Genomic DNA, 20,605 nt, shown 5'->3' with positions numbered 1-20,605 from the left:
GAAGGTCCATGCTTCGAACAACGAGCGGTGGTGCCGACCACGGCACCGCCGCCGCGGACAGTGGCCTGATGAGCATCGGCACGGTGCTGAACGCGCTGCGCGAGGAGTTCCCCGAGGTAACCATCTCCAAGATCCGTTTCCTGGAGTCGGAGGGGCTCATCGAGCCGCAGCGGACCCCCTCGGGGTATCGCAAGTTCAGCGCCGAGGACGTCGAGCGCCTGGGACACGTCCTCAGGATGCAGCGGGACCACTACCTGCCGCTCAAGGTGATCCGTGAGTATCTGGAGGCCCTGGAGCGCGGTGAGGACGTACGGCTGCCGTCCGTGGGGCGCCAGCGGGACGTCGGCGACGGAGAGCGCCTGAGTGAGCTCTTCGGGGAGCCGGAGGAGCCGACAGCGGCCCGGATCGGGCGCGGTGAGCTGATGGCCGGTGCCGGGATCGACGAGGAGCAGCTGGCGGAGTGGGAGTCGTACGGGCTGGTGGCGGCGCTGCCGGACGGGTCGTACGACGCGGAGGCGCTGACCGTCGCCACGCTGGTGGTGGAACTGGGGCGGTTCGGTATCGAGCCACGGCACCTGCGGGTGATGCGGGCCGCCGCGGACCGTGAGGCGGGGCTCGTGGAGCAGGTCGTGGCGCCCTTGCGGCTGCACCGGAATCCGCAGACCAGGGCCCATGCGGAGGACCGCACGCGGGAGCTGGCGGGGCTCACGGTGAAGCTGCACGCCGCCCTGGTGCAGAGTGCGCTGGGCGTGCGACTGCGCTGAGGCGTGGTGTTCGCCCGTGGCGGATCGGTCGGCCGATCTCTGCCCGACTACCCAAACATCCCGAGCACGGCCTAGGGTTGCTGTGTGAACGAGCTCGATGTCGTAGGTGTCCGGGTCGAAATGCCCTCCAACCAACCGATCGTGCTCCTGCGCGAAGTGGGAGGCGACCGTTACCTCCCCATCTGGATCGGGCCGGGGGAGGCGACGGCGATCGCTTTCGCCCAGCAGGGCATGGCCCCCGCACGACCGCTGACGCACGACCTGTTCAAGGACGTGCTGGAGGCCGTCGGCCAGGAGCTCACTGAAGTGCGTATCACCGACCTGCGTGAGGGCGTCTTCTACGCGGAGCTGGTGTTCGCCAGTGGGGTCGAGGTGAGTGCGCGGCCCTCCGACGCCATAGCGCTGGCGCTGCGTACGGGTACGCCGATCTTCGGTAGTGACGGGGTGCTCGACGACGCGGGCATCGCGATCCCGGACGAGCAGGAGGACGAGGTGGAGAAGTTCCGCGAGTTCCTCGACCAGATCTCGCCCGAGGACTTCGGTACGAACAGTCAGTGAGCCCGGCGGGTGGTCGTGAGGGGCCGTGAGGCCTCGGCGCCGCCGGTCGCCGTTCCCCTGCAGGTGGAGGGCTCGTGCTGCGGTGACGGCGTCCGAGCGGGGCTCCGCATATGCCAGGAGCCGGTGCGCCGTCGAGCGGCTCGGTCGGAGGGCATTCGGCTAGCCTTTCCCCGCGGGAGGGCACGGGAAACCACTCTCAGGGTGATTATCACTCGGCGTGGCGAGTGCGGTGGTCGTTGACGCACCCCGGGTGGCTGCCTACCGTCGATGAGGCAGGTCAAGGACGGAGGTCGGCGTGAGAAGCAGCGGCGACGGTACGGCTGGGGGTGCCCCCGGACGCAGGCTGGGGGACGGCGGCCCGTACCAGCTTCACGGCAGCGCGGCCGGTCACGTCCCGCAGCGTCCCGCGGTGGTGCAGGACAGCGCGGGGGCGGCGTCCGAACCGCATGAGAACGTCGGCTACCGCGGCCCCACCGCGTGCGCGGCCGCCGGCATCACCTATCGGCAGCTCGACTACTGGGCCCGTACCGGCCTCGTGGAGCCCAGTGTGCGCTCCGCGCAGGGCTCGGGGACTCAGCGCCTCTACAGCTTCCGGGACGTCGTCGTCCTCAAGATCGTGAAACGGTTCCTCGACACGGGGGTCTCGCTGCAGAACATCCGCACCGCCGTCCAGCACCTGAGGGAGCGGGGCTTCAGCGATCTGGAGCGGATGACGCTGATGAGCGACGGGGCGACGGTCTACGAGTGCACCTCGCCCGATGAGGTCCACGCCCTGCTCCAGGGCGGCCAGGGGGTCTTCGGGATTGCCGTGGGGGTCGTTTGGCGTGACGTGGAAAGCGCTCTCTCCCAGTTGCACGGGGAGCGGGTGGACACGGGGGAGACGCTGGTCGGCCACAACCCGTCGGACGAGCTCGCGCGGCGACGCAACCGGGCGGTCTGAGGGAGGCGCCGCCGCGTCCGAGGGACGCGGGGCGTTGTCAGTGGCGTAGGGCAGCATCGGAGATGTGAGAACCGCGCCCACCATCCTGCATCTCGACATGGATGCCTTCTACGCCTCGGCGGAGCAGGCGTCGAAGCCGAGTCTGCGCGGGAAAGCCGTTGTGGTGGGCGGGCTGGGGCCGCGCGGAGTGGTCGCGACCGCCTCGTACGAGGCGCGGGTCTTCGGGGTGCACTCCGCGATGCCGATGGGGCAGGCGCGCCGGCTCGCGCCGAACGCCGCGTACCTCACGCCGCGCTTCGAGTTCTACCGGGCGATCAGTGATCAGGTCATGGGGTTGCTGCGTGATCTGTCGCCGCTCGTGGAGCCGCTGAGTCTGGACGAGGCGTTCGTGGACCTGGAGGCCGGGGACGCGGCCTGGGACGAGGAGTCCGCGCGGCTGGTGGGGAGGAGGCTGCGGGCGGACATCCGGGCGGTAACCGGGCTGACTGGCTCGGTGGGGCTCGCGGCCTCCAAGATGCTCGCGAAGATCGCCTCCGAGCAGGCCAAGCCGGACGGGCTGGTGCTGATCGAGCCCGGGACCGAGCGGGCGTTGCTGGGGCCGATGTCCGTGCGGATCCTGCCGGGGGTGGGGCCGGCGACCGGGGACCATCTGCGGCGGGCCGGGATCACCACGGTCGAGGAGATCGTGGAGGCCGGTGAGGACGAGGTCGTACGGCTGCTGGGCAAGGCGCACGGGCACGGGCTGTACGCGATGGCACTGGCGCGGGACGACCGCGCGGTGGTGGCCGAGCGGGACACGAAATCGGTGTCGGTGGAGGACACGTACGACGTCGACATCCATGACCGGGTGCGGGTGCGGATGGAGGTCCAGCGGCTCGCGGATCGGTGTGTGCGGAGGCTGCGGGGGGCTGGTCTGTCGGGGCGGACGATCGTGCTGAAGGTGCGGCGGTACGACTTTTCGACGTTGACCCGGTCCGAGACCTTGCGGGGGCCCACGGACGACCCCGCGGTGGTGCGGGAGGCCGCGGGGCGGCTGCTGGAGGCCGTGGACACGACGGGTGGGGTGCGGTTGCTGGGGGTGGGCGTCAGCGGCCTCGCCGACTACACGCAGGAGGACCTGTTCGCGCAGGCGGCCGGTGAGGTGGAACTTGTCGAGGACGAGGCCGGGGACGCTGTGGAGGTGCCCGCGCTGGAGGAGCGTGCGGGTGGGGAGCGGCAGTGGAGGGCCGGGCATGACGTGCGGCATGTCGAATACGGGCACGGGTGGGTGCAGGGGAGTGGGCTGGGGCGGGTGACCGTGCGGTTCGAGACGCCGGAAGACGTCGAGCCCGGGCGCGTGCGGACCTTCCGGACCGACGATCCGGGACTGGAGCCGGCGGAGCCGTTGCCGTTGACGCGGGGCGGGGTGCGGAGCTGAAGCCGAGTGGCACCGCTGGTCTGCGTGGTTGTGGCTGAGCGCCGTTGCGACGGGAGAGGCAGGCGCAGGTAGGCGCCTGCGGAAGGGGCGAAGGTGGAATCAGGGAGAGTGGGGCGCAGCCTGAGGTGGTTGGAGGGTGGCCGGGGGCGGCGGGTGGGGCTCCGGGGGCGTCAGGTGTCGTCTCTGCCCGGCACGTTGCCGAAGTCGTGGTCCAGGGGTGGGGGTGGGGCCGTGTCCAGGCCGTAGTGGTGGTAGAGCTGGAGTTCCTGTTCGGGGGAGAGGTGGCGGCCGACGCCGAAGTCGGGGGCGTCCTTGATGAGGGCGCGTTCGAAGGGGACGCGGAGGGTGCCTTCGACCAGTTCGCTGGGCTCCAGGGGGACGAAGGCGTCGCGGCCGAAGAAGCCCATGCGTATCGCGGCCCACTCGGGGATGCCGGTGGCGTCGTCGAGGTAGACCTCGTCCACGGTGCCGATCTTGCTGCCCTTGCGGTCGAACGCCTTGCGGCCGATCAGGTGGCGCGGATCGATGTCGGTCTGCACGGGCCCTCCAAGTGGTCGCAGAGCGGCGGCGAATCATCTCTCACCCCTACGAAACGGCACATCGGGGGCGGCGGCCACTCGAAGACCCGTGCGTTGACCGCGCTGATACGCTGGCAGCGGCTGTTGACCCCGTGCGGGAGAGTCCTCCGGACACCATCCGGAGGCGCCGAAGGAGCAAATCCTCCCCGGAATCTCTCAGGCTCACGTACCGCATGGACGAGGTCACTCTGGAAAGTAGAGCGGGTGTCACGGCTCCCGCTCTCACCGACGGTGAAAACCGGCCCGAACCAGGACCGGTGAAGCTCTCAGGTTGAGATGACAGAGGGGGAGGCCGTCCGGGCACCCGTGCCGTGGTGCCCTCGCAGGTCGTGTCAGACCAGGAGGCCTCCGCAATGACCGCCCATCGCATTCCGCTCTCCGAGCTCGAACAGGGAATCCCCTTCGAGCGGCGCCACATCGGCCCGGACGTCGAGGCCCGGGCCAAGATGCTCGCGCACGTCGGATACGGCTCGCTCGACGAGCTGACGGCCGCCGCGGTTCCCGATGTGATCAAGAACGCCGAGGCTCTGGAGCTGCCGGGCGCCCGCACCGAGGCGGAGGTACTGGCGGAGCTGCGTTCGCTGGCGGACCGCAACCAGGTGCTGGGCTCCATGATCGGGCTCGGGTACTACGGAACCTTCACGCCGCCCGTCATCCTGCGGAACGTCATGGAGAACCCGGCCTGGTACACCGCCTACACGCCGTACCAGCCCGAGATCTCCCAGGGGCGGCTGGAGGCGCTGCTCAATTTCCAGACCGCCGTCGCCGACCTGACCGGGCTGCCCACCTCCGGGGCCTCCCTGCTCGACGAGGGCACCGCGGCCGCCGAGGCCATGGCGCTGTCCCGGCGGATGGGGAAGAACAAGAAGGGTCTCTTCCTCGTCGACGCGGACGCCCTGCCGCAGACGATCGCGGTGATCGAGACCCGTGCCGAACCGACCGGTGTCGAGGTCGTCGTCGCGGACCTGAGCGAGGGCATTCCGGCCGACATCGCCCAGCGGGAGATCAACGGGGTGCTGCTGCAGTACCCCGGCGCCTCCGGTGTCGTACGCGATCTGAAGCCGGTCATCGAGCAGGCGCACGAACTCGGCGCGCTCGTCACCGTCGCCGCCGATCTGCTGGCGCTGACGTTGCTGACGTCGCCCGGTGAGCTGGGTGCCGACATCGCGGTGGGGACGACCCAGCGGTTCGGGGTGCCGATGGGCTTCGGCGGACCACACGCGGGCTACATGGCCGTGCAGGAGAAGTTCGCGCGGAGCCTGCCGGGGCGGCTCGTGGGCGTCTCCGTGGACGCGGACGGACACAAGGCGTACCGGCTCGCCCTGCAGACGCGGGAGCAGCACATCCGCCGGGAGAAGGCGACCAGCAACATCTGTACGGCTCAGGTGCTGCTCGCCGTGATGGCCGGCATGTACGCCGTCTACCACGGGCCGGAGGGGCTGCGGACCATCGCCCGGCGTACGCACAGGTACGCCACCGTGCTCGCCGCGGGGCTCGCGGCCGGTGGGATCGAGGTCGTGCACGGCGCGTACTTCGACACGCTCACCGTGCGGGTGCCCGGGCGTGCCGGCGAGGTCGTGGCGGCCGCGCGGGAACATGGCGTGAACCTGCACCTCGTGGACGCCGACCTGGTGTCGATCTCCTGCGACGAGACCACGACCCGGGCGCAGCTGGGTGCCGTATGGACCGCTTTCGGCGTGGAGGGGGACGTCGAGGCCCTGGACGCCGCCGCGGAGGACACGCTGCCCGAGGCGCTGCTGCGGTCGGACGACTACCTCACGCACCCCGTGTTCCACGAGTACCGCTCGGAGACCGCGATGCTGCGCTACCTGCGCCGGCTCGCCGACCGGGACTACGCGCTGGACCGGGGCATGATCCCGCTGGGCTCCTGCACGATGAAGCTCAACGCGACCACCGAGATGGAGCCGGTGACCTGGCCGGAGTTCGGGCAGCTGCACCCGTTCGCGCCCGCCGGACAGGCGCAGGGGTACCTCACGCTCATCCGCGAGCTGGAGGAGCGGCTGGCGGAGGCCACCGGGTACGACAAGGTGTCGCTGCAGCCGAACGCGGGCTCGCAGGGCGAGCTGGCCGGGCTGCTGGCCGTACGCGGGTACCACCGGGCCAACGGCGACGCGCAGCGCACCGTGTGTCTCATCCCGTCCTCCGCGCACGGCACCAACGCGGCGAGCGCCGTCATGGCCGGTATGAAGGTCGTGGTGGTGAAGACCGCCGAGGACGGCGAGATCGACGTCGATGACCTGCGGGCCAAGATCGAGCAGTACCGCGACGAGTTGTCCGTGCTGATGATCACGTATCCGTCGACGCACGGCGTGTTCGAGGAGCACGTGGCCGACATCTGCGCGCAGGTGCACGACGCCGGTGGTCAGGTGTACGTCGACGGCGCCAACCTCAACGCGCTGGTGGGGCTCGCCAAGCCGGGGCACTTCGGCGGCGACGTCTCGCACCTGAACCTGCACAAGACGTTCTGCATCCCGCACGGCGGCGGTGGGCCGGGCGTCGGCCCGGTGGCGGTGCGCGAGCACCTGGCGCCGTACCTGCCCAACCACCCGCTGCAGCCCGCGGCCGGGCCGGAGACGGGTGTGGGACCGATCTCGGCGGCGCCGTGGGGATCGGCGGGCATCCTGCCGATCTCTTGGGCGTACGTCCGGCTCATGGGCGGAGAGGGCCTCAAGCGGGCCACCCAGGTGGCGGTGCTCAGCGCCAACTACATCGCCAAGCGCCTGGAGCCGCACTACCCCGTGCTCTACACCGGCCCTGCCGGGCTCGTGGCGCACGAGTGCATCGTCGACCTGCGGCCGCTGGCCAAGGCGACCGGGGTGAGCGTCGACGATATCGCCAAGCGGCTGATCGACTACGGCTTCCACGCGCCGACGATGTCGTTCCCGGTGGCCGGGACGCTGATGATCGAGCCGACCGAGTCGGAGGATCTCGGTGAGCTGGACCGGTTCTGCGACGCGATGATCGCGATCCGCTCGGAGATCGAGAAGGTCGCCTCGGGTGAGTGGCCGGCGGACGACAACCCGCTGCGCAACGCCCCGCACACCGCGGCGGCGCTCGGCGGGGCCTGGGAGCACGCCTACAGCCGCGAGGAGGCGGTCTTCCCGGCCGGGGTCTCGCCCGCCGACAAGTACTGGCCGCCGGTGCGCCGGATCGACCAGGCCTTCGGTGACCGCAACCTGGTCTGTTCCTGCCCGCCGCTGGACGCCTACGAAGAGTAGTCGCCCGCGGATACGCGTCGGGGCCGGTTCGGAGAGTGCGTTCTCCGGCCGGCCCCTTCTTCCGTCCGGGTGGGCGTCCCGTGCGGGGACGCTCACCCTGTGCGCACGTCCGTGCGGCTCAGGCGGCTGTCACCACGGTGCCCATCGGGCGGTGCGGCGCGATGATCTGGCCGTCCGGCAGGAGCTCACCGGTGTCCTCGAAGAGCAGAACGCCGTTGCAGAGCAGGCTCCATCCCTGCTCCGGGTGGTGCGCCACGAGTCGGGCGCCTTCCCGGTCGGCGGATTCGGCAGTCGGGCACAGTGGCTGGTGCTGGCACATGGTTGTGGGGATCTTTCGGTTTGTCGTGTGGTCTGAGTTGGCTGGTTTGTCCGACCCGCGGCGTGAAGCCTCGTTCATGGCCGCCCCCCGTTGTGATAAATCGGTCCGGTCCCAGTGTTGCCCCACGGGCGTCAATCCGCAGGCATTTCGCAGCACGGCTTCTTCACAGGTTGATGACGCATCCCTCGCGCGGACGGTTCATCCCCACCGCACTGTCCCTTCGGGTGGTTCGCCATGGTCGGATGGGGCTAGTCAGGTGGCGGGGACGGCAAGCCAATAGCTCGTACGAGCGTATTGCCGCCCTAAAGAGCGCGCATTCCCGGCGGCGGGAAGAGGGAAAACAAGCGCCCCGCCGCCGGGAAATCGGCGGCGGGGCGCGGGCGGTGCGAATAAGCGGGGTGGCCTTGGTTCAGGCGGGTGAGCCCAGGAGGGGTGCGGGCGTGAGCCGGGTGGTCAGTACCGGGAGGAGTTCGGCGACCCGGTGCGGGCGGTGGGCGGCGATACCGGGCGGCGCGGGCGCCAGTGGGACCAGCAGGTCGTTCGGTGCCGGATGGCCGGTGGCGCCGTCGGCGGTGGGGTCGGCGTGCAGCCAGAGCATGTGCATGTACAGCTCGGGCACCGACAGCAGGCGTGGCTGGTAGGGCTGTGGCACGGCCTCGGCCTGGCGCAGGGCGCGCTCGGCGGAGGTGATGTACGGGCCCTCGAAGAAGTGCGAGAACACCCAGCCGTCCGGGGTCAGCCGGGTCTCGGCGGCGGCCACGGCGCGGTCGCCGCAGCGGATCAGGAACCGCCAGCCGGTGAGCCGGGCGGTGCCCGTGCCCTCCGGGGCGATCCGGTCGAGTACGTGGACGGGCAGCGGCAGTTCGGGTGTGGCGGGGCCCGAGGCGTTCTTCAGGGAAGGGGTTCGCGCCTCGTGGACGGCGGTGGGAGAACCGAGTGCCATGAGGACGGTGCGCAGGGCGGGCGCGGGAGCCGGGGGGACATGCAGCGGCATGGTGGGTCGCCTCTCAGTTCGACAGGCACGATGGCGCGAGGGCGGGGGCGGACGGCGCTGTCAGCTCTCGGGGATCGGAGAGACGGGTGCCCGGGGTCCGGGTGCGTGGGTGGGTCCGCCGCGCGTGGCCTGACGGCGGGACCGAGGACCGCGAGTGCCGACTCTCAGCCTCGATTGCGGAGTTTATACGACACGTGTTCACACGAGGTTTCGTCTAGCCGTTCCGCATATGAAGAACAAGGCGGTATCCGGTCGCCGGGACCTGTCCAGCACCCCGCTTTTCCAAGGGGGTGCGCCGGTGACCTCGGATTACCAGCACGTAGCGGACGGCCGGTTCTCGTCGGCGCTTTTCACGAAAGCGCAACAGGTAGAAAGCGCGTGCTCATTATTGCCCGCTGAATGTGCCAGAAGCACGCCGAGTGAATAGTGTCGGAGGTGACCGCCTTCAGCCTAGCGTGCGCAGGTCGCGCCGGGGACGTTATCAGCGGCTCCACCGGGGCATCATCATCCGTGGACCCGAGACAGCAGTGGCCGGTTGGTCGGCCTGCCCATCCAAGGAGGGACCCCTAGATGGGAGAGAAGGTCGTGGCGGGGCCGTTCGGCCTCTCCGATCGCCAGCAGTACCGCGACAAGTTGAGGCAGTGCCTGGCGGGGCTGGCGCGGCTGCTGGAGGAGAAGCGGTTCGATCGCCCCAAGAACCTCATGGGGGTGGAGATCGAGCTGAACCTCGTCGACGGCGAGGGTCTCCCCAGAATGATGAATGCGCAAGTGCTGGAGCGGATTGCCAGCCGAGATTTCCAAACAGAACTCGCCATGTTCAATCTGGAAGTCAACATTGCTCCACATCGGCTGGGTGGCCGGGTATTCGACCAGCTTTCCGAGGAGCTGCGCACCTCCCTCGCGTACGCCGACCGCAAGGCGATCGAAGTCGGTGCGGGAATCGTGATGATCGGCATTCTGCCCACGCTGGGCCGTGACGACCTGGTCTCGTCGAACCTCTCCGCGGGCGACCGCTACACCCTGCTGAACGATCAGATCGTCGCCGCCCGGGGCGAGGACTTCACCCTGGACATCGACGGGGTGGAGCGGCTCGTCTGCACCTCGAAGTCCATCGCGCCCGAAGCGGCCTGCACCTCCGTGCAGTTGCATCTCCAGGTCACTCCGGGCCGGTTCGCCGACGTGTGGAACGCCGCCCAGGCGGTCGCCGCCGCGCAGGTCGCCATCGGGGCCAACTCGCCGTTCCTGTTCGGGCACGAGCTGTGGCGCGAGTCGCGCCCGCCGCTGTTCCAGCAGTCCACCGATACCCGGCCGCCCGAGCTGCAGGCCCAGGGAGTGCGGCCGCGCACCTGGTTCGGGGAGCGGTGGATCTCCTCGGCGTTCGATCTCTTCGAGGAGAACCTGCGCTTCTTCCCGGCGCTGCTGCCCATCTGCGACGAAGAGGACCCGATGGCCGTCCTCGACGCGGGCGGCGTGCCCTCACTCGCCGAACTCACCCTGCACAACGGCACGATCTACCGCTGGAACCGGCCCGTCTACGGCATCGCCGACGGGGTCCCGCACCTGCGCGTCGAGAACCGGGTGCTGCCCGCCGGGCCGACCATCACGGACGTGATCGCCAACGCCGCCTTCTACTACGGCGTCGTACGCGCCCTCGCCGAGGAGTCGCGGCCCGTGTGGACGCGGCTGCCGTTCGAGGCTGCCGCCGCCAACTTCGACGAGGCCTGCCGGCACGGCATCGACGCGCGGCTGCAGTGGCCGCGCGGGCGCTACGGCGGGGTGGGGCCGGTGGACGCGGTGAACCTCGTCCGGGACGAGCTGCTGCCGCTCGCCGAGGCGGGGCTGGACGCGTGGGGGGTCGAGCCGGTCGACCGGGACTTCTACCTCGGTGTGATCGAGGAGCGCTGCCGGCGCCGGGTCAACGGGGCGTCCTGGCAGGTCGAAACGTTCCATCGGGCTCTGGCCAAGGGGCTCGGCCGGGACGCGGCGCTGGCCGCCACGACACGGCGCTACGGCGAGCTGATGCACTCCGGTGAGCCGGTCCACAGCTGGCCGGTGGGGTTGCCGGAGCCGGTGCCGCTGGGCTGAGGTCGCCTTCGGAGGGGCTGCGGGCTGTTCCTGCCGGGCCGCGGGCTGTCCCTGTACGGCGTCAGGTCCGTCCGGGTGAGCCGCTGTGGGGGGACGCCGCCGGAAAGTCGCGGACCGTCGCGGGTGATGATGGACCCTCGGCGGGGCCGGACAACTGGAGGCGTGGGTGCAGGGGCAGGCGGAGTCGGTGGAGGGCGCGGTGCCGGGGGAGCGGCCGGTCCGGCGGATTCTGAGGGACGAGACGCTCCTGGTGCTCGCGCTCTCGCTCGGCGCGAGCGGGGTGTCCGCGCTGATCAGCTTCATCGGGTCGGTCACGAAACCGGGCGGGCTCAAGGACCAGGCGGCCACCATGAACGCCTCGGCCGCGCCGGGCCGGCCCTGGCTCGACCTCGCGTGGCAGCTCTTCGGGATCACGACCGCCCTGGTGCCCGTCGCCCTGGTCGCGCACTTCCTGCTGCGTGAGGGCGCCGGGCTGCGGACTCTCGGCTTCGACCGGACGAAACCGTGGCCCGACCTCGGCCGGGGCGCGGCGATCGCCGCGGTGATCGGCAGCACCGGGATCGCCTTCTACCTCGCCGCGCGCGGCCTCGGCTTCAACCTCACCGTGGTGCCGGAGGCGCTGCCCGAGGTGTGGTGGAAGTACCCCGTGCTGATCCTCTCCGCGATCCAGAACGCGGTCCTCGAAGAGGTCATCGTCGTCGGGTATCTGCTGCGTCGGCTCCAGCAACTGGGCTGGTCGCCGGGGAGCGCGCTGGCCGCAAGTTCGGTGCTGCGCGGCTCGTACCACCTCTACCAGGGCATCGGCGGCTTCGTCGGCAACATGGTGATGGGCGTGGTGTTCGTCTGGCTGTACCGGCGGTGGGGGCGAGTGGGCCCGCTGGTGGTGGCCCACTCGCTGCTCGACATCGGGGCGTTCGTGGGGTACGCGCTGCTCGCCGGGAAGGTGGACTGGCTGCCCACTCCGTGACGGGTGGCCGGGCGTCCCCCGGCTGCGTCCGAAGGTGGTGCCCGGCGGCCGTCTGTCAGGCGAGGAGTTCGCCGTCGATGACCGTGACCGCGCGGCCGGAGAGCAGGGTGCGGTCGCCGCGGAGTCCCGTGCGGACGTGGCCGGAGCGGGGGGAGGCCTGGAGGCCGGTGAGATCCGGGCTGCCCAGACGTTCCGACCAGAACGGGGCGAGGGCGGTGTGGGCGCTGCCCGTGACCGGGTCCTCGTCGATGCCGATGTTCGGGAAGAAGCAGCGCGAGACGTAGTCGTGGCCGGCGGCTGGGTCCTCGGCGCGGGCGGTGGCGATGATGCCGCGCTCGGAGTAGCGGCCGAGGGACCGGAGGTCGGGGGCCAGACCGAGGACCGTCTTCTCGTCGGCCAGTTCGAGCAGCAGGTCGCCCACCTGGGGCCCGGTGTCGACGGCGCTGACCGGCTCGGCGCCCAGGGCCTCGGCGACTCCGTCCGGGACGGGGACCGGGGTGAGGGGCGCGGTGGGGAAGTCGAGGGTGAGGGAACCGTCCGGCTGCGGCGTGGCGATGAGGACACCGCTGCGTGTGGCGAACCGTACGGGGCCCTCATGGGTGCGGGTGCTGTTCAGGACGTGTGCCGTGGCGAGTGTGGCGTGGCCGCACATCGCCACCTCGGCGACCGGCGTGAACCAGCGCAACGCCCAGTCGGCCTCGCCGCCCGCCGGGAGGGGGTGGGCGAACGCGGTCTCGGCGTGGTTGACCTCCTTGGCCACGTTCTGGAGCCAGGCGTCGTCCGGGAAGGCGTCGAGGAGAAGGACCCCGGCGGGGTTGCCGGAGAACGGGCGGTCGGTGAAGGCGTCGACGATTCGAATGCGCATGGGACGACGCTAGGCGGTGCGGGGAGCCACGGGCCAAGGCCAATTCCGGGAGGGTGGACCGGTTTTCCTGGGCCACTTCGCCCCGGGGGCGGGCTAGTGGACGGAGAAGCCGCCGTCCACGAAGATCGTCTGCCCGGTGATGTAGCCGGCTGAGCGACCGGCCAGGAACACCGCGGCTCCGGCGAAGTCGTCGGGCACACCGTTGCGGCCGGTCAGGGTGCGGGCGGCGAGCGCGGCGACCTGCTCCGGGTCGGACGACAGCCGGGTGTTGAGCGGCGTCGGGACGAAGCCGGGGACCAGGGTGTTGCAGGTGACTCCGTGGGGCGACCACTCCTCGGCCTGCGAGCGCGCCAGCGACTCCAGGGCGCCCTTGGAGACGCCGTACGCGCCGCTGCGGACGAACGCCCGGTGTGCCTGCTGTGAGGTGATGTGGAGGATGCGGCCGTAACCCCGCTCGGCCATGCCGGGGCCGAAGCGCTGGCCCAGGAGGAAGGGCGCCTCCAGGTTCACCGCCATGGTGGTGTCCCACACGTCCTCACCCAGCTCGGTCAGCGGGGGACGCAGGTTGACGCCGGCGCTGTTGACGAGGATGTCGGGTTCGCCGAACGCCTCGACCGCCTGCTCCGCCGCCGTGCGCACGCCGGCCCGGGTGCCGAGGTCGCCGCTCACCCAGGCGGCCCGGCAGCCGTCCGCGGTCAGTTCGTCGACCGTGGCCGCCAGTTCCGCCTCCTTGCGCGCGACGATCACCACGCTCGCCCCGGCCCGGGCGAGAGCTGCGGTGATGGCCTTGCCGATACCGGAGCTGCCGCCCGTCACCAGGGCGACCCTGCCGTCGAGCGAGAACAGTTCGGAGAGGTAGCTGGGGGAGATCATTCCTGCACCTTAGGACGTCTGAAGCCAGGGGGTTGTCGGGCGACAGTTTCCGATATATCGTTGAAGCATCGCGACAGATCAACGATGGAATGGAGTGATCGTGATGCGTTCCCGTGGACAGGACTTCGGATTCGAGCGTGGGCATGGACCGAGTGGTGGGGGGCGCCCCCGCGGCTGCGGTGACTTCGATGCGCTGCGCGCTGCCTTCGGGCCGTTCGGGCCGGGCCATGGTGGTCCCGGACCGTTCGGACCCTTCGGCGGTGGCCCCTGGGGCGGGCGTGGCCGAGGCGGACCCAGGGGAAGGGCGCGGCGCGGCGATGTGCGTGCCTCGCTCCTGGCCCTCCTCAAGGACAGGCCCATGCACGGCTACGAGATGATCCAGGAGATCGCCGAGCGCAGTGGCGGCGCGTGGAAGCCCAGCCCCGGCTCGGTGTACCCCACCCTCCAGCTGTTGGAGGACGAGGGGCTGATCGCCAGCGCGACCGAGGGCGGCAAGAAGCTGTTCTCGCTGACCGAGGCCGGTCGCACCGCGGCTGACGAGGGGCCCGAGGCCCCCTGGGAAGAGGCCTCGCGCGGGGTCGACTGGGAGGCACTGAGCGAGATCCGGCAGGCCGGCTTCGGCCTGATGGAGGCGTTCGGCCAGGTCTGGAAGACCGGCGACAAGGACCAGCGCGACAAGGCGCTGGCGGTGATCAACGAAGCTCGCAAGAAGCTGTACCTGATCCTCGCCGACGAGGACTGACGGACGGCTGAGCCGTTGAAGCGCGACAGCGCCCCCGGAGGATTCCGCGGGGCGCTCTCGTGTGTGCGGGGTGGGGGTGGTGAAGTCGGCGGGCGTTCTCGGGAGCGTAGACCCGGTACACGTACTGCCTGCCGTCGATCGCCGGCAGGGTCACCAGCCAGCACCCGCTCTCCATGCGGTGAGGGACGAGCGCCGGTGCCATGCGGTTGCGTGTGGGGCGTGGGCAAGCGGGCGCGCGCCCCTGGGGCGTGAGCGTCTGTTCTCATCCGTAGGGAGGAGAAGCGGGTGCTCCCTACGCAACCTGTGTGGGACCCGAAGATGCTTCCTCTCGTGGATGACCCGGCGGCGGTGGGACTGATGGGGTGGAGGGCGTGCGACCCCCTTTCCCCCGGCAGTCGGCCGTAGACCATGGTTCGGACCACGTGGAGATCGAGGGCAGGCTCACGGACGAGCTGGCCTCGGCGATCGCCGCCGCGCGTAGACGGGTTCTCCGGGACGGGGACCGGCAGATCGACACCGCTCATCTGCTGCATGCGCTCATGGAGTCGGACCCCGATGTCCGCGCCCTCTTCGACGGACCCCAGGTTGCCCGGCTGCTCGGGTATCTGGTGCAGCGCAGCATCGGCTACGGACTGCGCTGGCAGATCGGTGTAGAGGACGCCGGAGTCGTCCCGGGGGCGCCGGGCATGCCCGGCTGGTCGCCGGTGGCGGCCCGCGCGATGAGCCAGGCGTACGACCGCGCCCGGCGGCGGGGTGAGCGGTCGGCGCACGGCGTCGATCTGCTCGCCGCACTGGTCGCCGCCAACGGGTCGCGGGCCGTGGAGGTGCTGGGCACCGTGGGTGTCGATGTCGGGGGCGTGGCGCGGCGGGTCGTGGAGACGCCGGTCGTGGGGACGCCCGTCGTGGGGCCGGACGTCGTGGGGACGCCGGTCGTGGGGCCCGAAGTTGTGGGGACGGGCGAGGGCTGCTGATTCCGTGCGCCGATCCCCGGTCCTGAGTCGGGCCCGGTCCAGTCGGTGAGACAGGTGTCATTGGGGGTGACGCTCCTGTCGTCGGCTGCCATCATGTGCCGGTGCATACGTCTCAGGGGAGTCACGGACCACGCGGTCGGGGTGTCGGGCTGGTGCTCGCGCTCGGGTCGGCGCTCGCGTTCGGCGGATCGGGTACGGCGGCCAAGCCGCTCATCGAGGCGGGGCTCGACCCGCTGCACGTGGTGTGGCTGCGGGTCGTGGGCGCCGCCCTGGTGATGCTGCCGCTGGCCGTGCGGCACCGGGCCCTGGTGTGGCGGCGGCCCGCGCTGCTCGTCGGGTTCGGGCTGTTCGCCGTGGCCGGTGTGCAGGCCTTCTACTTCGCGTCGATCTCGCGAATCCCCGTCGGGGTCGCCCTCCTCGTGGAGTACCTCGGGCCCGCCATCGTTCTCGGGTGGGTGAGGTTCGTGCAGCGGCGGCCGGTGACGCGTGCCGCGGCGGTCGGGGTCGTTCTCGCGGTCGGCGGCCTCGCCTGTGTCGTCGAGATCTGGTCGGGGCTGAGCTTCGATCCGCTGGGGCTGCTGCTGGCGCTCGGGGCCGCCTGCTGTCAGGCCGGGTACTTCCTCCTGTCCGACCAGGGGAGCGAGGCGGGCACCGAGGCGCCGAACCCGCTCGGTGTCATCGCCTACGGGCTGCTGGTGGGAGCTGTGGCGCTCACGGTGGTGGCCCGGCCGTGGGGGATGGAGTGGGAGGTGCTCGGGGGTACCGCGCTGATGGACGGGACGGCTGTTCCGGCGTGGCTGCTGCTCGGGTGGGTGGTGCTGATCGCCACGGTGCTCGCCTACGGGACCGGGGTGATGGCCGTGCGGTGGCTGTCTCCGCAGGTGGCGGGGGTGCTGGGGTGCCTGGAGTCGGTGGTGGCGACCGTGCTCGCGTGGGTGCTGCTGGGCGAGCATCTGGGGGTGGCGCAGATCGTCGGTGGACTGGTGGTGCTGGCGGGGGCGTTCGTCGCGCAGCGGTCCGCGCCGGGCAGGAGGGCGTCGAGGAAGGTGGCGTCCGGTGGGGAAGGGGTGGCGGCCGAGGTGTCGGTGGGGCGGGGGTGACCAAGGAGTCGGGGGCTTGCGGCGTGCGGGATGGGGGCGGGGGCCTCTGCCGACTGCGGACAGCAGGTTGAGTGTGGCTGATCGCGCAGTTCCCCGCGCCCCTTCGGGGCGCGGGGTGGTCGGCGGTTACAGGGTCTTGAGGTAGGCCGGGAGTTCCGTGCCCGGGGTCAGGTCGGGGTCCGGGATCGGGGGCTCGTAGCCCTTGCGGAGGGGGACGACGCCGGCCCAGTGGGGGAGTGCGAGGTCATCGGGCTCGTCGTTGACGCCGCCGGTGCGCGTCTTGGCCGAGACCTCGTTCAGGTCCAGGCGGATCACGGCCGTGGCCGCGAACTCCTTGCCGTTGGCGGGGCGTGAGTCCTGCGAGCGACCCGGTACGACATGGTCGACCAGGGCGTCCAGGGCGATCCGCCGCTCTTCCGGGTCGGTCACCTGGTGTGCGGTGCCGTGCACCACCACCGAGCGGTAGTTGATCGAGTGGTGGAAGGCGGAGCGGGCCAGGATCAGCGCGTCCACATGGGTGACCGTCAGGCACACCGGGAGGCCCGGGTCGGCCTGGCCCGTCATCCGCAGCGGGCGCGAGCCCGTCGAACCGTGCACATAGAGCGTCTCGCCCACCCGGCCGTACAGCGTCGGCAGCACCACCGGGGCGCCGTCGCGGACGAAGCCGAGATGGCAGACGTACCCCTCGTCCAGTATCGAGTGCACCAGTTCCCTGTCGTACGAGGCCTTCTGGGCGCCCCGGGTGGGGACGGTGCGCTCGGTGGAGGTGTAGGCGGCGGGCGGCTGTGTCGTCGGCTCGGGTGTCGTCGACCGCTGGGTCCCCGTCATTGCGCTCTCCATTGCACTAGTGCATAATCTGCTTTGTGCTAGGAGAATACCGGATCAGTGGACGGCGCGCAGCCGAAATCGCGGCGAGCGTCGAGGAGGCAGTGGGCTCGGGCGGGCTGGAGCCGGGTCAACTGCTGCCTCCCATGCGGGAGTTGGCGGACCGGCTCGGGGTGAATCCCAATACCGTCGCGGCCGCCTACCGCACACTGCGCGAGCGCGGGGTCATCGAGACCGCCGGACGCCGGGGGAGCCGAGTGCGGTCCCGGCCGGCGACGACGGGGCGGGAGTACATCCGGGTGGAGGTGCCCGAGGGGGTCCGGGACCTCGCCGACGGCAATCCCGACCCCGCGTTGCTGCCGCGCCTGGCGGAAGTCTTCGCTGCTGCCGCCGAGCAGGGCGACCGCGAACCCGTCCTCTACGGATCGGGCGCGGTGGAGCCCGAGTTGGCGCGGATCGCGCGGGCCGACCTGGACGCCGACGGGGTGCCGGACGGACCGGTCACCGTCACCTCGGGGTCGCTCGACGCCATCGAACGGGTGCTGGCCGTCCATCTCAAACCGGGGGACGCCGTCGCCGTCGAGGACCCCGGTTGGGGGAGCGTGCTCGATCTGGTGCCGGCGCTCGGGTTGCGGGTCGTGCCGGTCGGCGTGGACGACGAAGGGCCCCTCCCCGACGACGTGCGCAAGGCGCTGGAGGGCGGGGCGCGGGCCCTGATCGTCACCGACCGGGCGCAGAACCCGACCGGCGCGGCCGTGAGCGCCGCTCGCGCGCGTGCCCTGCGGTCGGTGCTGCGGGAACATCCGGAGACCCTGCTCATCGAGGACGACCACGGCTACCGGATCGTCGAACAGCCCCTGCATCCGCTCGCCGGGGGCACCCGCAGCTGGGCCTTCGTGCGGTCGGTTGCCAAGGCGTACGGCCCCGATCTGCGGCTCGCGGTGCTCACCGGCGACGCGGCCACCGTCGACCGGGTGCGGGGACGGCAGCGGCTGGGGCCGGGCTGGGTGAGCCGACTGGTGCAGCGGGCCGTCGTCCGGCTGTGGTCCGGCGGTGCGGTGGACGCCGTACGCGTGGCGGCGGCGTACGGGCTGCGGCGGGACGCGTTGATCGGCGCCCTCGCGCGGCGCGGGGTCGAGGCGCACGGGGTCAGCGGGATGAACGTGTGGATCCGGGTGCCGGACGAGACCGGCGCGGTCGCCCGGCTGCTGCACGCGGGCTGGGCCGTCGCGCCCGGGGCGCGCTTCCGGATGAGCGCCCCGCAGGGGATCCGGATCACCGTTTCCACCCTCACCGAGGGGGAGATCGGGAGGGTGGCGGACGCGGTGGCCTCGGCGATCGGGTCGGGGTCGGGGCCGGGGTCGGGCTACGTGTGACGTCGCCTCGGGCGGTGCGTGAGCGCGGCGCGGGTGCGCGGCCTCGCCTGTGTCAGTGCCGCACCGGCCAGGACGATCGCCGCGCCGACCGGCGTCGACCAGGCCAGGGACTCGCCGAGGAGCGCGACACCGGCCGCCGTGGCGATGACCGGGATGAAGTACGTGACCATCTGGGCCGTCGTCGGGCCGACCTCGGAGACGAGGCCGTACTGGACGAGCATCGCGACCCCGGTGCCGAGAGCGCCCAGCGCGACGACCGCCAGCAGGGGCAGCACCGGGAAGCTGGTCGGCAGACTCGTGAACAGCGGTGTCACGACGGCCAGTTGGGCGGTGGCGAGCAGCAGTTGGGCCCCGGTGAGGGAGAGGTGCGACGCGGTCGTGCCGGCCAGGGTGCGGCGGACGTAGATCCAGCCGACGGGATAGCTGAGGGAGGCCAGCAGGGCCATCGTCGTGCCGGTGGCGTCCAGACCGTGGAAACCCTGCCAGGCGCCGAGCACGGTGAGGACACCGAGGAAGCCGAGGCCGAGACCGGCGACCCGCACCCGGGTGGGGCGGTCCTCGGAGAGCGCGACCAGGGAGAGGGCCATGCCCCACAGGGGTGAGGTCGCGTTGCAGATGCCCGCCAGCGTGGACGGGATGGTCAGCTCCGCGTAGGCGAACAGGGAGAACGGCAGGGCGTTGAGGAAGAAGGCGGCCACGGTCAGGTGTCCCCAGGTGCGGGCACCGCGTGGGAGGCGCTCCCGCCTGACCGCCATCGCCGTTGCGAGGACCAGGGTGCCGAACAGCAGCCGCCCGAACGTGACCTGGAAGGGCGCGTAAGCCTGTGTGCCCACCTTGATCAGGAGGAAGCTGAAACCCCAGACAAGGGAGAGGAAGGCGAAGCGCAGCCGCCAGTCGACGGTGGCGCGAGAGCGGTCGGGGACACGACCGGGGGCTCGGGTGGGCGTGGCGGTGGTCATGCGCACCACGATGGCGCCTCATGATCTCGTAGCACAAGCGAGATTTGGTGAGCTGATTCTCGTAGCATCGCTTACATGTTGAATCTGGAGCGCCTGCGCACCCTGGACGCCCTCGCCCGGCACGGCTCGGTCAGCGGGGCGGCGGACGGGCTGCACGTGACGACCTCGGCCGTCTCGCAGCAGATGGCCAAGCTGGAGCGAGAGGTGGGGCAGCAACTCCTCGCCAAGAACGGGCGGGGAGTGCGCCTCACCGACGCGGGGCGGCTGCTCGCCGAGCATGCCGCGCGCATCCTGTCGCAGGTCGAGCTGGCGCAGTCGGCACTCGAGGCGCAGCGGGGGCAGGTGGTCGGCGAGCTTCGGCTGGCCGCGTTCCCCACGGCCCTCCGGGGGCTTTTCCCCGCCGTCTTCCGCGCGCTGCGCGAGGACCATCCCGCGCTGCGCGTGCGGTCGCGGGAACTGGAACCCGAACTCGCCGTCAACGCGGTGATCCGGGGCGACGTCGACCTGGCCGTCGTGCTCGACTGGTACAACAAGCCGCTGCCCGTGCCCGAGGGGCTGGCCAGGGCCGCGATCCTCAACGACCCGGTGGAGGTGGCCCTGCACGAGGACCATCCGCTCGTCGACCGGGACGAGATCGACCTGCGGGAGCTGGCTCAGGAGCCTTGGGTCGTCTGGCCCGAGGGCGAGTTCTGCCACGAATGGCTGCTCTACACACTGCGGGCCAACGGCATCGAGCCCCACATCGCCCACCGCGCAGGCGAACACCACACCCAACTCGCCCTGGTCGCCGCCGGGTTGGGCGTCTGCATCGCGCCCCGACTCGGCCGAGACCCGATGCCGGCCGGGGTGCGGACCGTGCCGGTGCGCCATCGGGTCCACCGCAGCGTCTACGCGGTGTGGCGCTCGGACGCCGACCGGCGGCCGTCCATCAGGGCGGCGGTGGAGGCGCTACGGGCGGCGGGGGACGCGTGAGGGGGTCCGGGCGGCAGGTGGGGTGACGGCTGGGGGCGGGCGCGTCGGCTTGTGGTGCGCC

Annotated in this window: 19 protein-coding genes and 1 riboswitch; of the genes, 12 read left to right on the top strand and 7 right to left on the bottom strand. The window is 71.3% G+C overall.

Features of this window, described 5'->3' with window-relative positions; translation table 11 throughout:
• Positions 1-8 precede the first annotated feature (8 nt).
• From ftsR to PUR53_RS07295, 4 genes are all read left to right on the top strand, one after another.
• A complete protein-coding gene (ftsR, locus tag PUR53_RS07310; RefSeq protein ID WP_329907779.1) occupies positions 9-764 on the top strand; it encodes a transcriptional regulator FtsR in 756 nt (251 codons plus the stop codon).
• 84 nt (positions 765-848) lie between these two features.
• Entirely contained in the window at positions 849-1,322 is a 474-nt protein-coding gene (locus PUR53_RS07305; protein ID WP_005475662.1) for a bifunctional nuclease family protein, read from the top strand.
• Positions 1,323-1,734: 412 nt separating this feature from the next.
• Entirely contained in the window at positions 1,735-2,262 is a 528-nt protein-coding gene (locus PUR53_RS07300) for a MerR family transcriptional regulator (protein ID WP_443078299.1), read from the top strand.
• Positions 2,263-2,326: 64 nt separating this feature from the next.
• Entirely contained in the window at positions 2,327-3,679 is a 1,353-nt protein-coding gene (locus PUR53_RS07295) for a DNA polymerase IV (RefSeq protein WP_329901085.1), read from the top strand.
• Positions 3,680-3,849: 170 nt separating this feature from the next.
• Here the strand turns inward: PUR53_RS07295 and PUR53_RS07290 are convergent, their stop codons facing one another.
• Positions 3,850-4,218: a PRC-barrel domain-containing protein gene (locus PUR53_RS07290; protein WP_329901086.1), complete on the bottom strand. Its 369-nt coding sequence runs from the start codon at positions 4,216-4,218 to the stop codon at positions 3,850-3,852.
• A 124-nt stretch (positions 4,219-4,342) separates the two neighbouring features.
• Positions 4,343-4,439: riboswitch (glycine riboswitch) on the top strand.
• Positions 4,440-4,610: 171 nt separating this feature from the next.
• Here PUR53_RS07290 and gcvP point away from each other — a divergent pair.
• Complete coding sequence (gene gcvP, locus PUR53_RS07285) at positions 4,611-7,496, top strand: aminomethyl-transferring glycine dehydrogenase (protein ID WP_329901087.1); 2,886 nt, start codon at positions 4,611-4,613, stop codon at positions 7,494-7,496.
• Between the two features lie 118 nt (positions 7,497-7,614).
• On the opposite strand, the gene PUR53_RS07280 is transcribed toward gcvP, so the two are convergent.
• Both PUR53_RS07280 and PUR53_RS07275 read right to left on the bottom strand, forming a co-directional pair.
• Positions 7,615-7,815: a DUF5999 family protein gene (locus PUR53_RS07280; RefSeq protein WP_013005137.1), complete on the bottom strand. Its 201-nt coding sequence runs from the start codon at positions 7,813-7,815 to the stop codon at positions 7,615-7,617.
• Between the two features lie 409 nt (positions 7,816-8,224).
• Positions 8,225-8,809, bottom strand: a complete 585-nt coding sequence (locus PUR53_RS07275) for a hypothetical protein (RefSeq protein ID WP_329901088.1) — start codon at positions 8,807-8,809, stop codon at positions 8,225-8,227.
• Positions 8,810-9,379: 570 nt separating this feature from the next.
• On the opposite strand from PUR53_RS07275, the gene PUR53_RS07270 reads away from it, so the two are divergent.
• Positions 9,380-10,894, top strand: coding sequence for a glutamate--cysteine ligase (locus PUR53_RS07270; RefSeq protein ID WP_329901089.1), 1,515 nt, complete (start codon positions 9,380-9,382; stop codon positions 10,892-10,894).
• A 166-nt stretch (positions 10,895-11,060) separates the two neighbouring features.
• The gene (locus PUR53_RS07265) at positions 11,061-11,861 is read left to right on the top strand and encodes a CPBP family intramembrane glutamic endopeptidase (RefSeq protein WP_329901090.1); all 801 of its coding nucleotides are present in this window, start codon (positions 11,061-11,063) and stop codon (positions 11,859-11,861) included.
• A gap of 55 nt (positions 11,862-11,916) precedes the next feature.
• Here PUR53_RS07265 and PUR53_RS07260 read toward each other — a convergent pair whose 3' ends face one another.
• Together PUR53_RS07260 and PUR53_RS07255 are read right to left on the bottom strand one after the other, a co-directional pair.
• The gene (locus PUR53_RS07260) at positions 11,917-12,726 is read right to left on the bottom strand and encodes a PhzF family phenazine biosynthesis protein (RefSeq protein ID WP_329907778.1); all 810 of its coding nucleotides are present in this window, start codon (positions 12,724-12,726) and stop codon (positions 11,917-11,919) included.
• 93 nt (positions 12,727-12,819) lie between these two features.
• A complete protein-coding gene (locus tag PUR53_RS07255; RefSeq protein WP_329907777.1) occupies positions 12,820-13,599 on the bottom strand; it encodes an SDR family NAD(P)-dependent oxidoreductase in 780 nt (259 codons plus the stop codon).
• 103 nt (positions 13,600-13,702) lie between these two features.
• Between PUR53_RS07255 and PUR53_RS07250 the strand changes: the two genes are divergently transcribed.
• The 3 genes from PUR53_RS07250 (at position 13,703) to PUR53_RS07240 (ending at position 16,412) form a co-directional block, all read left to right on the top strand.
• Entirely contained in the window at positions 13,703-14,341 is a 639-nt protein-coding gene (locus PUR53_RS07250) for a PadR family transcriptional regulator (RefSeq protein ID WP_329901097.1), read from the top strand.
• 362 nt (positions 14,342-14,703) lie between these two features.
• Entirely contained in the window at positions 14,704-15,312 is a 609-nt protein-coding gene (locus PUR53_RS07245; RefSeq protein WP_443080269.1) for a Clp protease N-terminal domain-containing protein, read from the top strand.
• A 95-nt stretch (positions 15,313-15,407) separates the two neighbouring features.
• Positions 15,408-16,412, top strand: a complete 1,005-nt coding sequence (locus PUR53_RS07240; RefSeq protein ID WP_329907775.1) for an EamA family transporter — start codon at positions 15,408-15,410, stop codon at positions 16,410-16,412.
• 126 nt (positions 16,413-16,538) lie between these two features.
• On the opposite strand, the gene PUR53_RS07235 is transcribed toward PUR53_RS07240, so the two are convergent.
• The gene (locus PUR53_RS07235) at positions 16,539-17,240 is read right to left on the bottom strand and encodes a pyridoxamine 5'-phosphate oxidase family protein (protein WP_329907773.1); all 702 of its coding nucleotides are present in this window, start codon (positions 17,238-17,240) and stop codon (positions 16,539-16,541) included.
• A 35-nt stretch (positions 17,241-17,275) separates the two neighbouring features.
• Between PUR53_RS07235 and PUR53_RS07230 the strand changes: the two genes are divergently transcribed.
• Positions 17,276-18,613: an aminotransferase class I/II-fold pyridoxal phosphate-dependent enzyme gene (locus tag PUR53_RS07230; RefSeq protein ID WP_329901101.1), complete on the top strand. Its 1,338-nt coding sequence runs from the start codon at positions 17,276-17,278 to the stop codon at positions 18,611-18,613.
• Here PUR53_RS07230 and PUR53_RS07225 read toward each other — a convergent pair.
• Positions 18,604-19,572, bottom strand: coding sequence for a DMT family transporter (locus PUR53_RS07225; RefSeq protein ID WP_329901102.1), 969 nt, complete (start codon positions 19,570-19,572; stop codon positions 18,604-18,606). The two genes, PUR53_RS07230 and PUR53_RS07225, sit on opposite strands and share 10 nt — an antisense overlap.
• Before the next feature lie 75 nt (positions 19,573-19,647).
• Here PUR53_RS07225 and PUR53_RS07220 point away from each other — a divergent pair, with 75 nt between their 5' ends.
• Complete coding sequence (locus tag PUR53_RS07220; RefSeq protein WP_329901103.1) at positions 19,648-20,544, top strand: LysR family transcriptional regulator; 897 nt, start codon at positions 19,648-19,650, stop codon at positions 20,542-20,544.
• Positions 20,545-20,605 lie beyond the last annotated feature (61 nt).

It is taken from the genome of Streptomyces sp. SP18BB07, from assembly GCF_036322545.1.
In the GTDB taxonomy this organism is placed as follows: Bacteria; Actinomycetota; Actinomycetes; order Streptomycetales; family Streptomycetaceae; genus Streptomyces; species Streptomyces deccanensis.
This window is presented reverse-complemented; position numbering and strand designations above follow the sequence as displayed.

What these genes read in the sequence shown, in the direction of transcription:
- ftsR (WP_329907779.1), top strand. Translation starts at nt 9, where the DNA reads ATGCTTCGAACAACGAGCGGTGGTGCCGACCACGGCACCGCCGCCGCG.
- gcvP (WP_329901087.1), top strand. Translation starts at nt 4,611, where the DNA reads ATGACCGCCCATCGCATTCCGCTCTCCGAGCTCGAACAGGGAATCCCC.
- PUR53_RS07280 (WP_013005137.1), bottom strand. Translation starts at nt 7,815, where the DNA reads ATGTGCCAGCACCAGCCACTGTGCCCGACTGCCGAATCCGCCGACCGG.
- PUR53_RS07275 (WP_329901088.1), bottom strand. Translation starts at nt 8,809, where the DNA reads ATGCCGCTGCATGTCCCCCCGGCTCCCGCGCCCGCCCTGCGCACCGTC.
- PUR53_RS07270 (WP_329901089.1), top strand. Translation starts at nt 9,380, where the DNA reads ATGGGAGAGAAGGTCGTGGCGGGGCCGTTCGGCCTCTCCGATCGCCAG.
- PUR53_RS07260 (WP_329907778.1), bottom strand. Translation starts at nt 12,726, where the DNA reads ATGCGCATTCGAATCGTCGACGCCTTCACCGACCGCCCGTTCTCCGGC.
- PUR53_RS07255 (WP_329907777.1), bottom strand. Translation starts at nt 13,599, where the DNA reads ATGATCTCCCCCAGCTACCTCTCCGAACTGTTCTCGCTCGACGGCAGG.
- PUR53_RS07250 (WP_329901097.1), top strand. Translation starts at nt 13,703, where the DNA reads ATGCGTTCCCGTGGACAGGACTTCGGATTCGAGCGTGGGCATGGACCG.
- PUR53_RS07235 (WP_329907773.1), bottom strand. Translation starts at nt 17,240, where the DNA reads ATGACGGGGACCCAGCGGTCGACGACACCCGAGCCGACGACACAGCCG.
- PUR53_RS07225 (WP_329901102.1), bottom strand. Translation starts at nt 19,572, where the DNA reads ATGACCACCGCCACGCCCACCCGAGCCCCCGGTCGTGTCCCCGACCGC.
- PUR53_RS07220 (WP_329901103.1), top strand. Translation starts at nt 19,648, where the DNA reads ATGTTGAATCTGGAGCGCCTGCGCACCCTGGACGCCCTCGCCCGGCAC.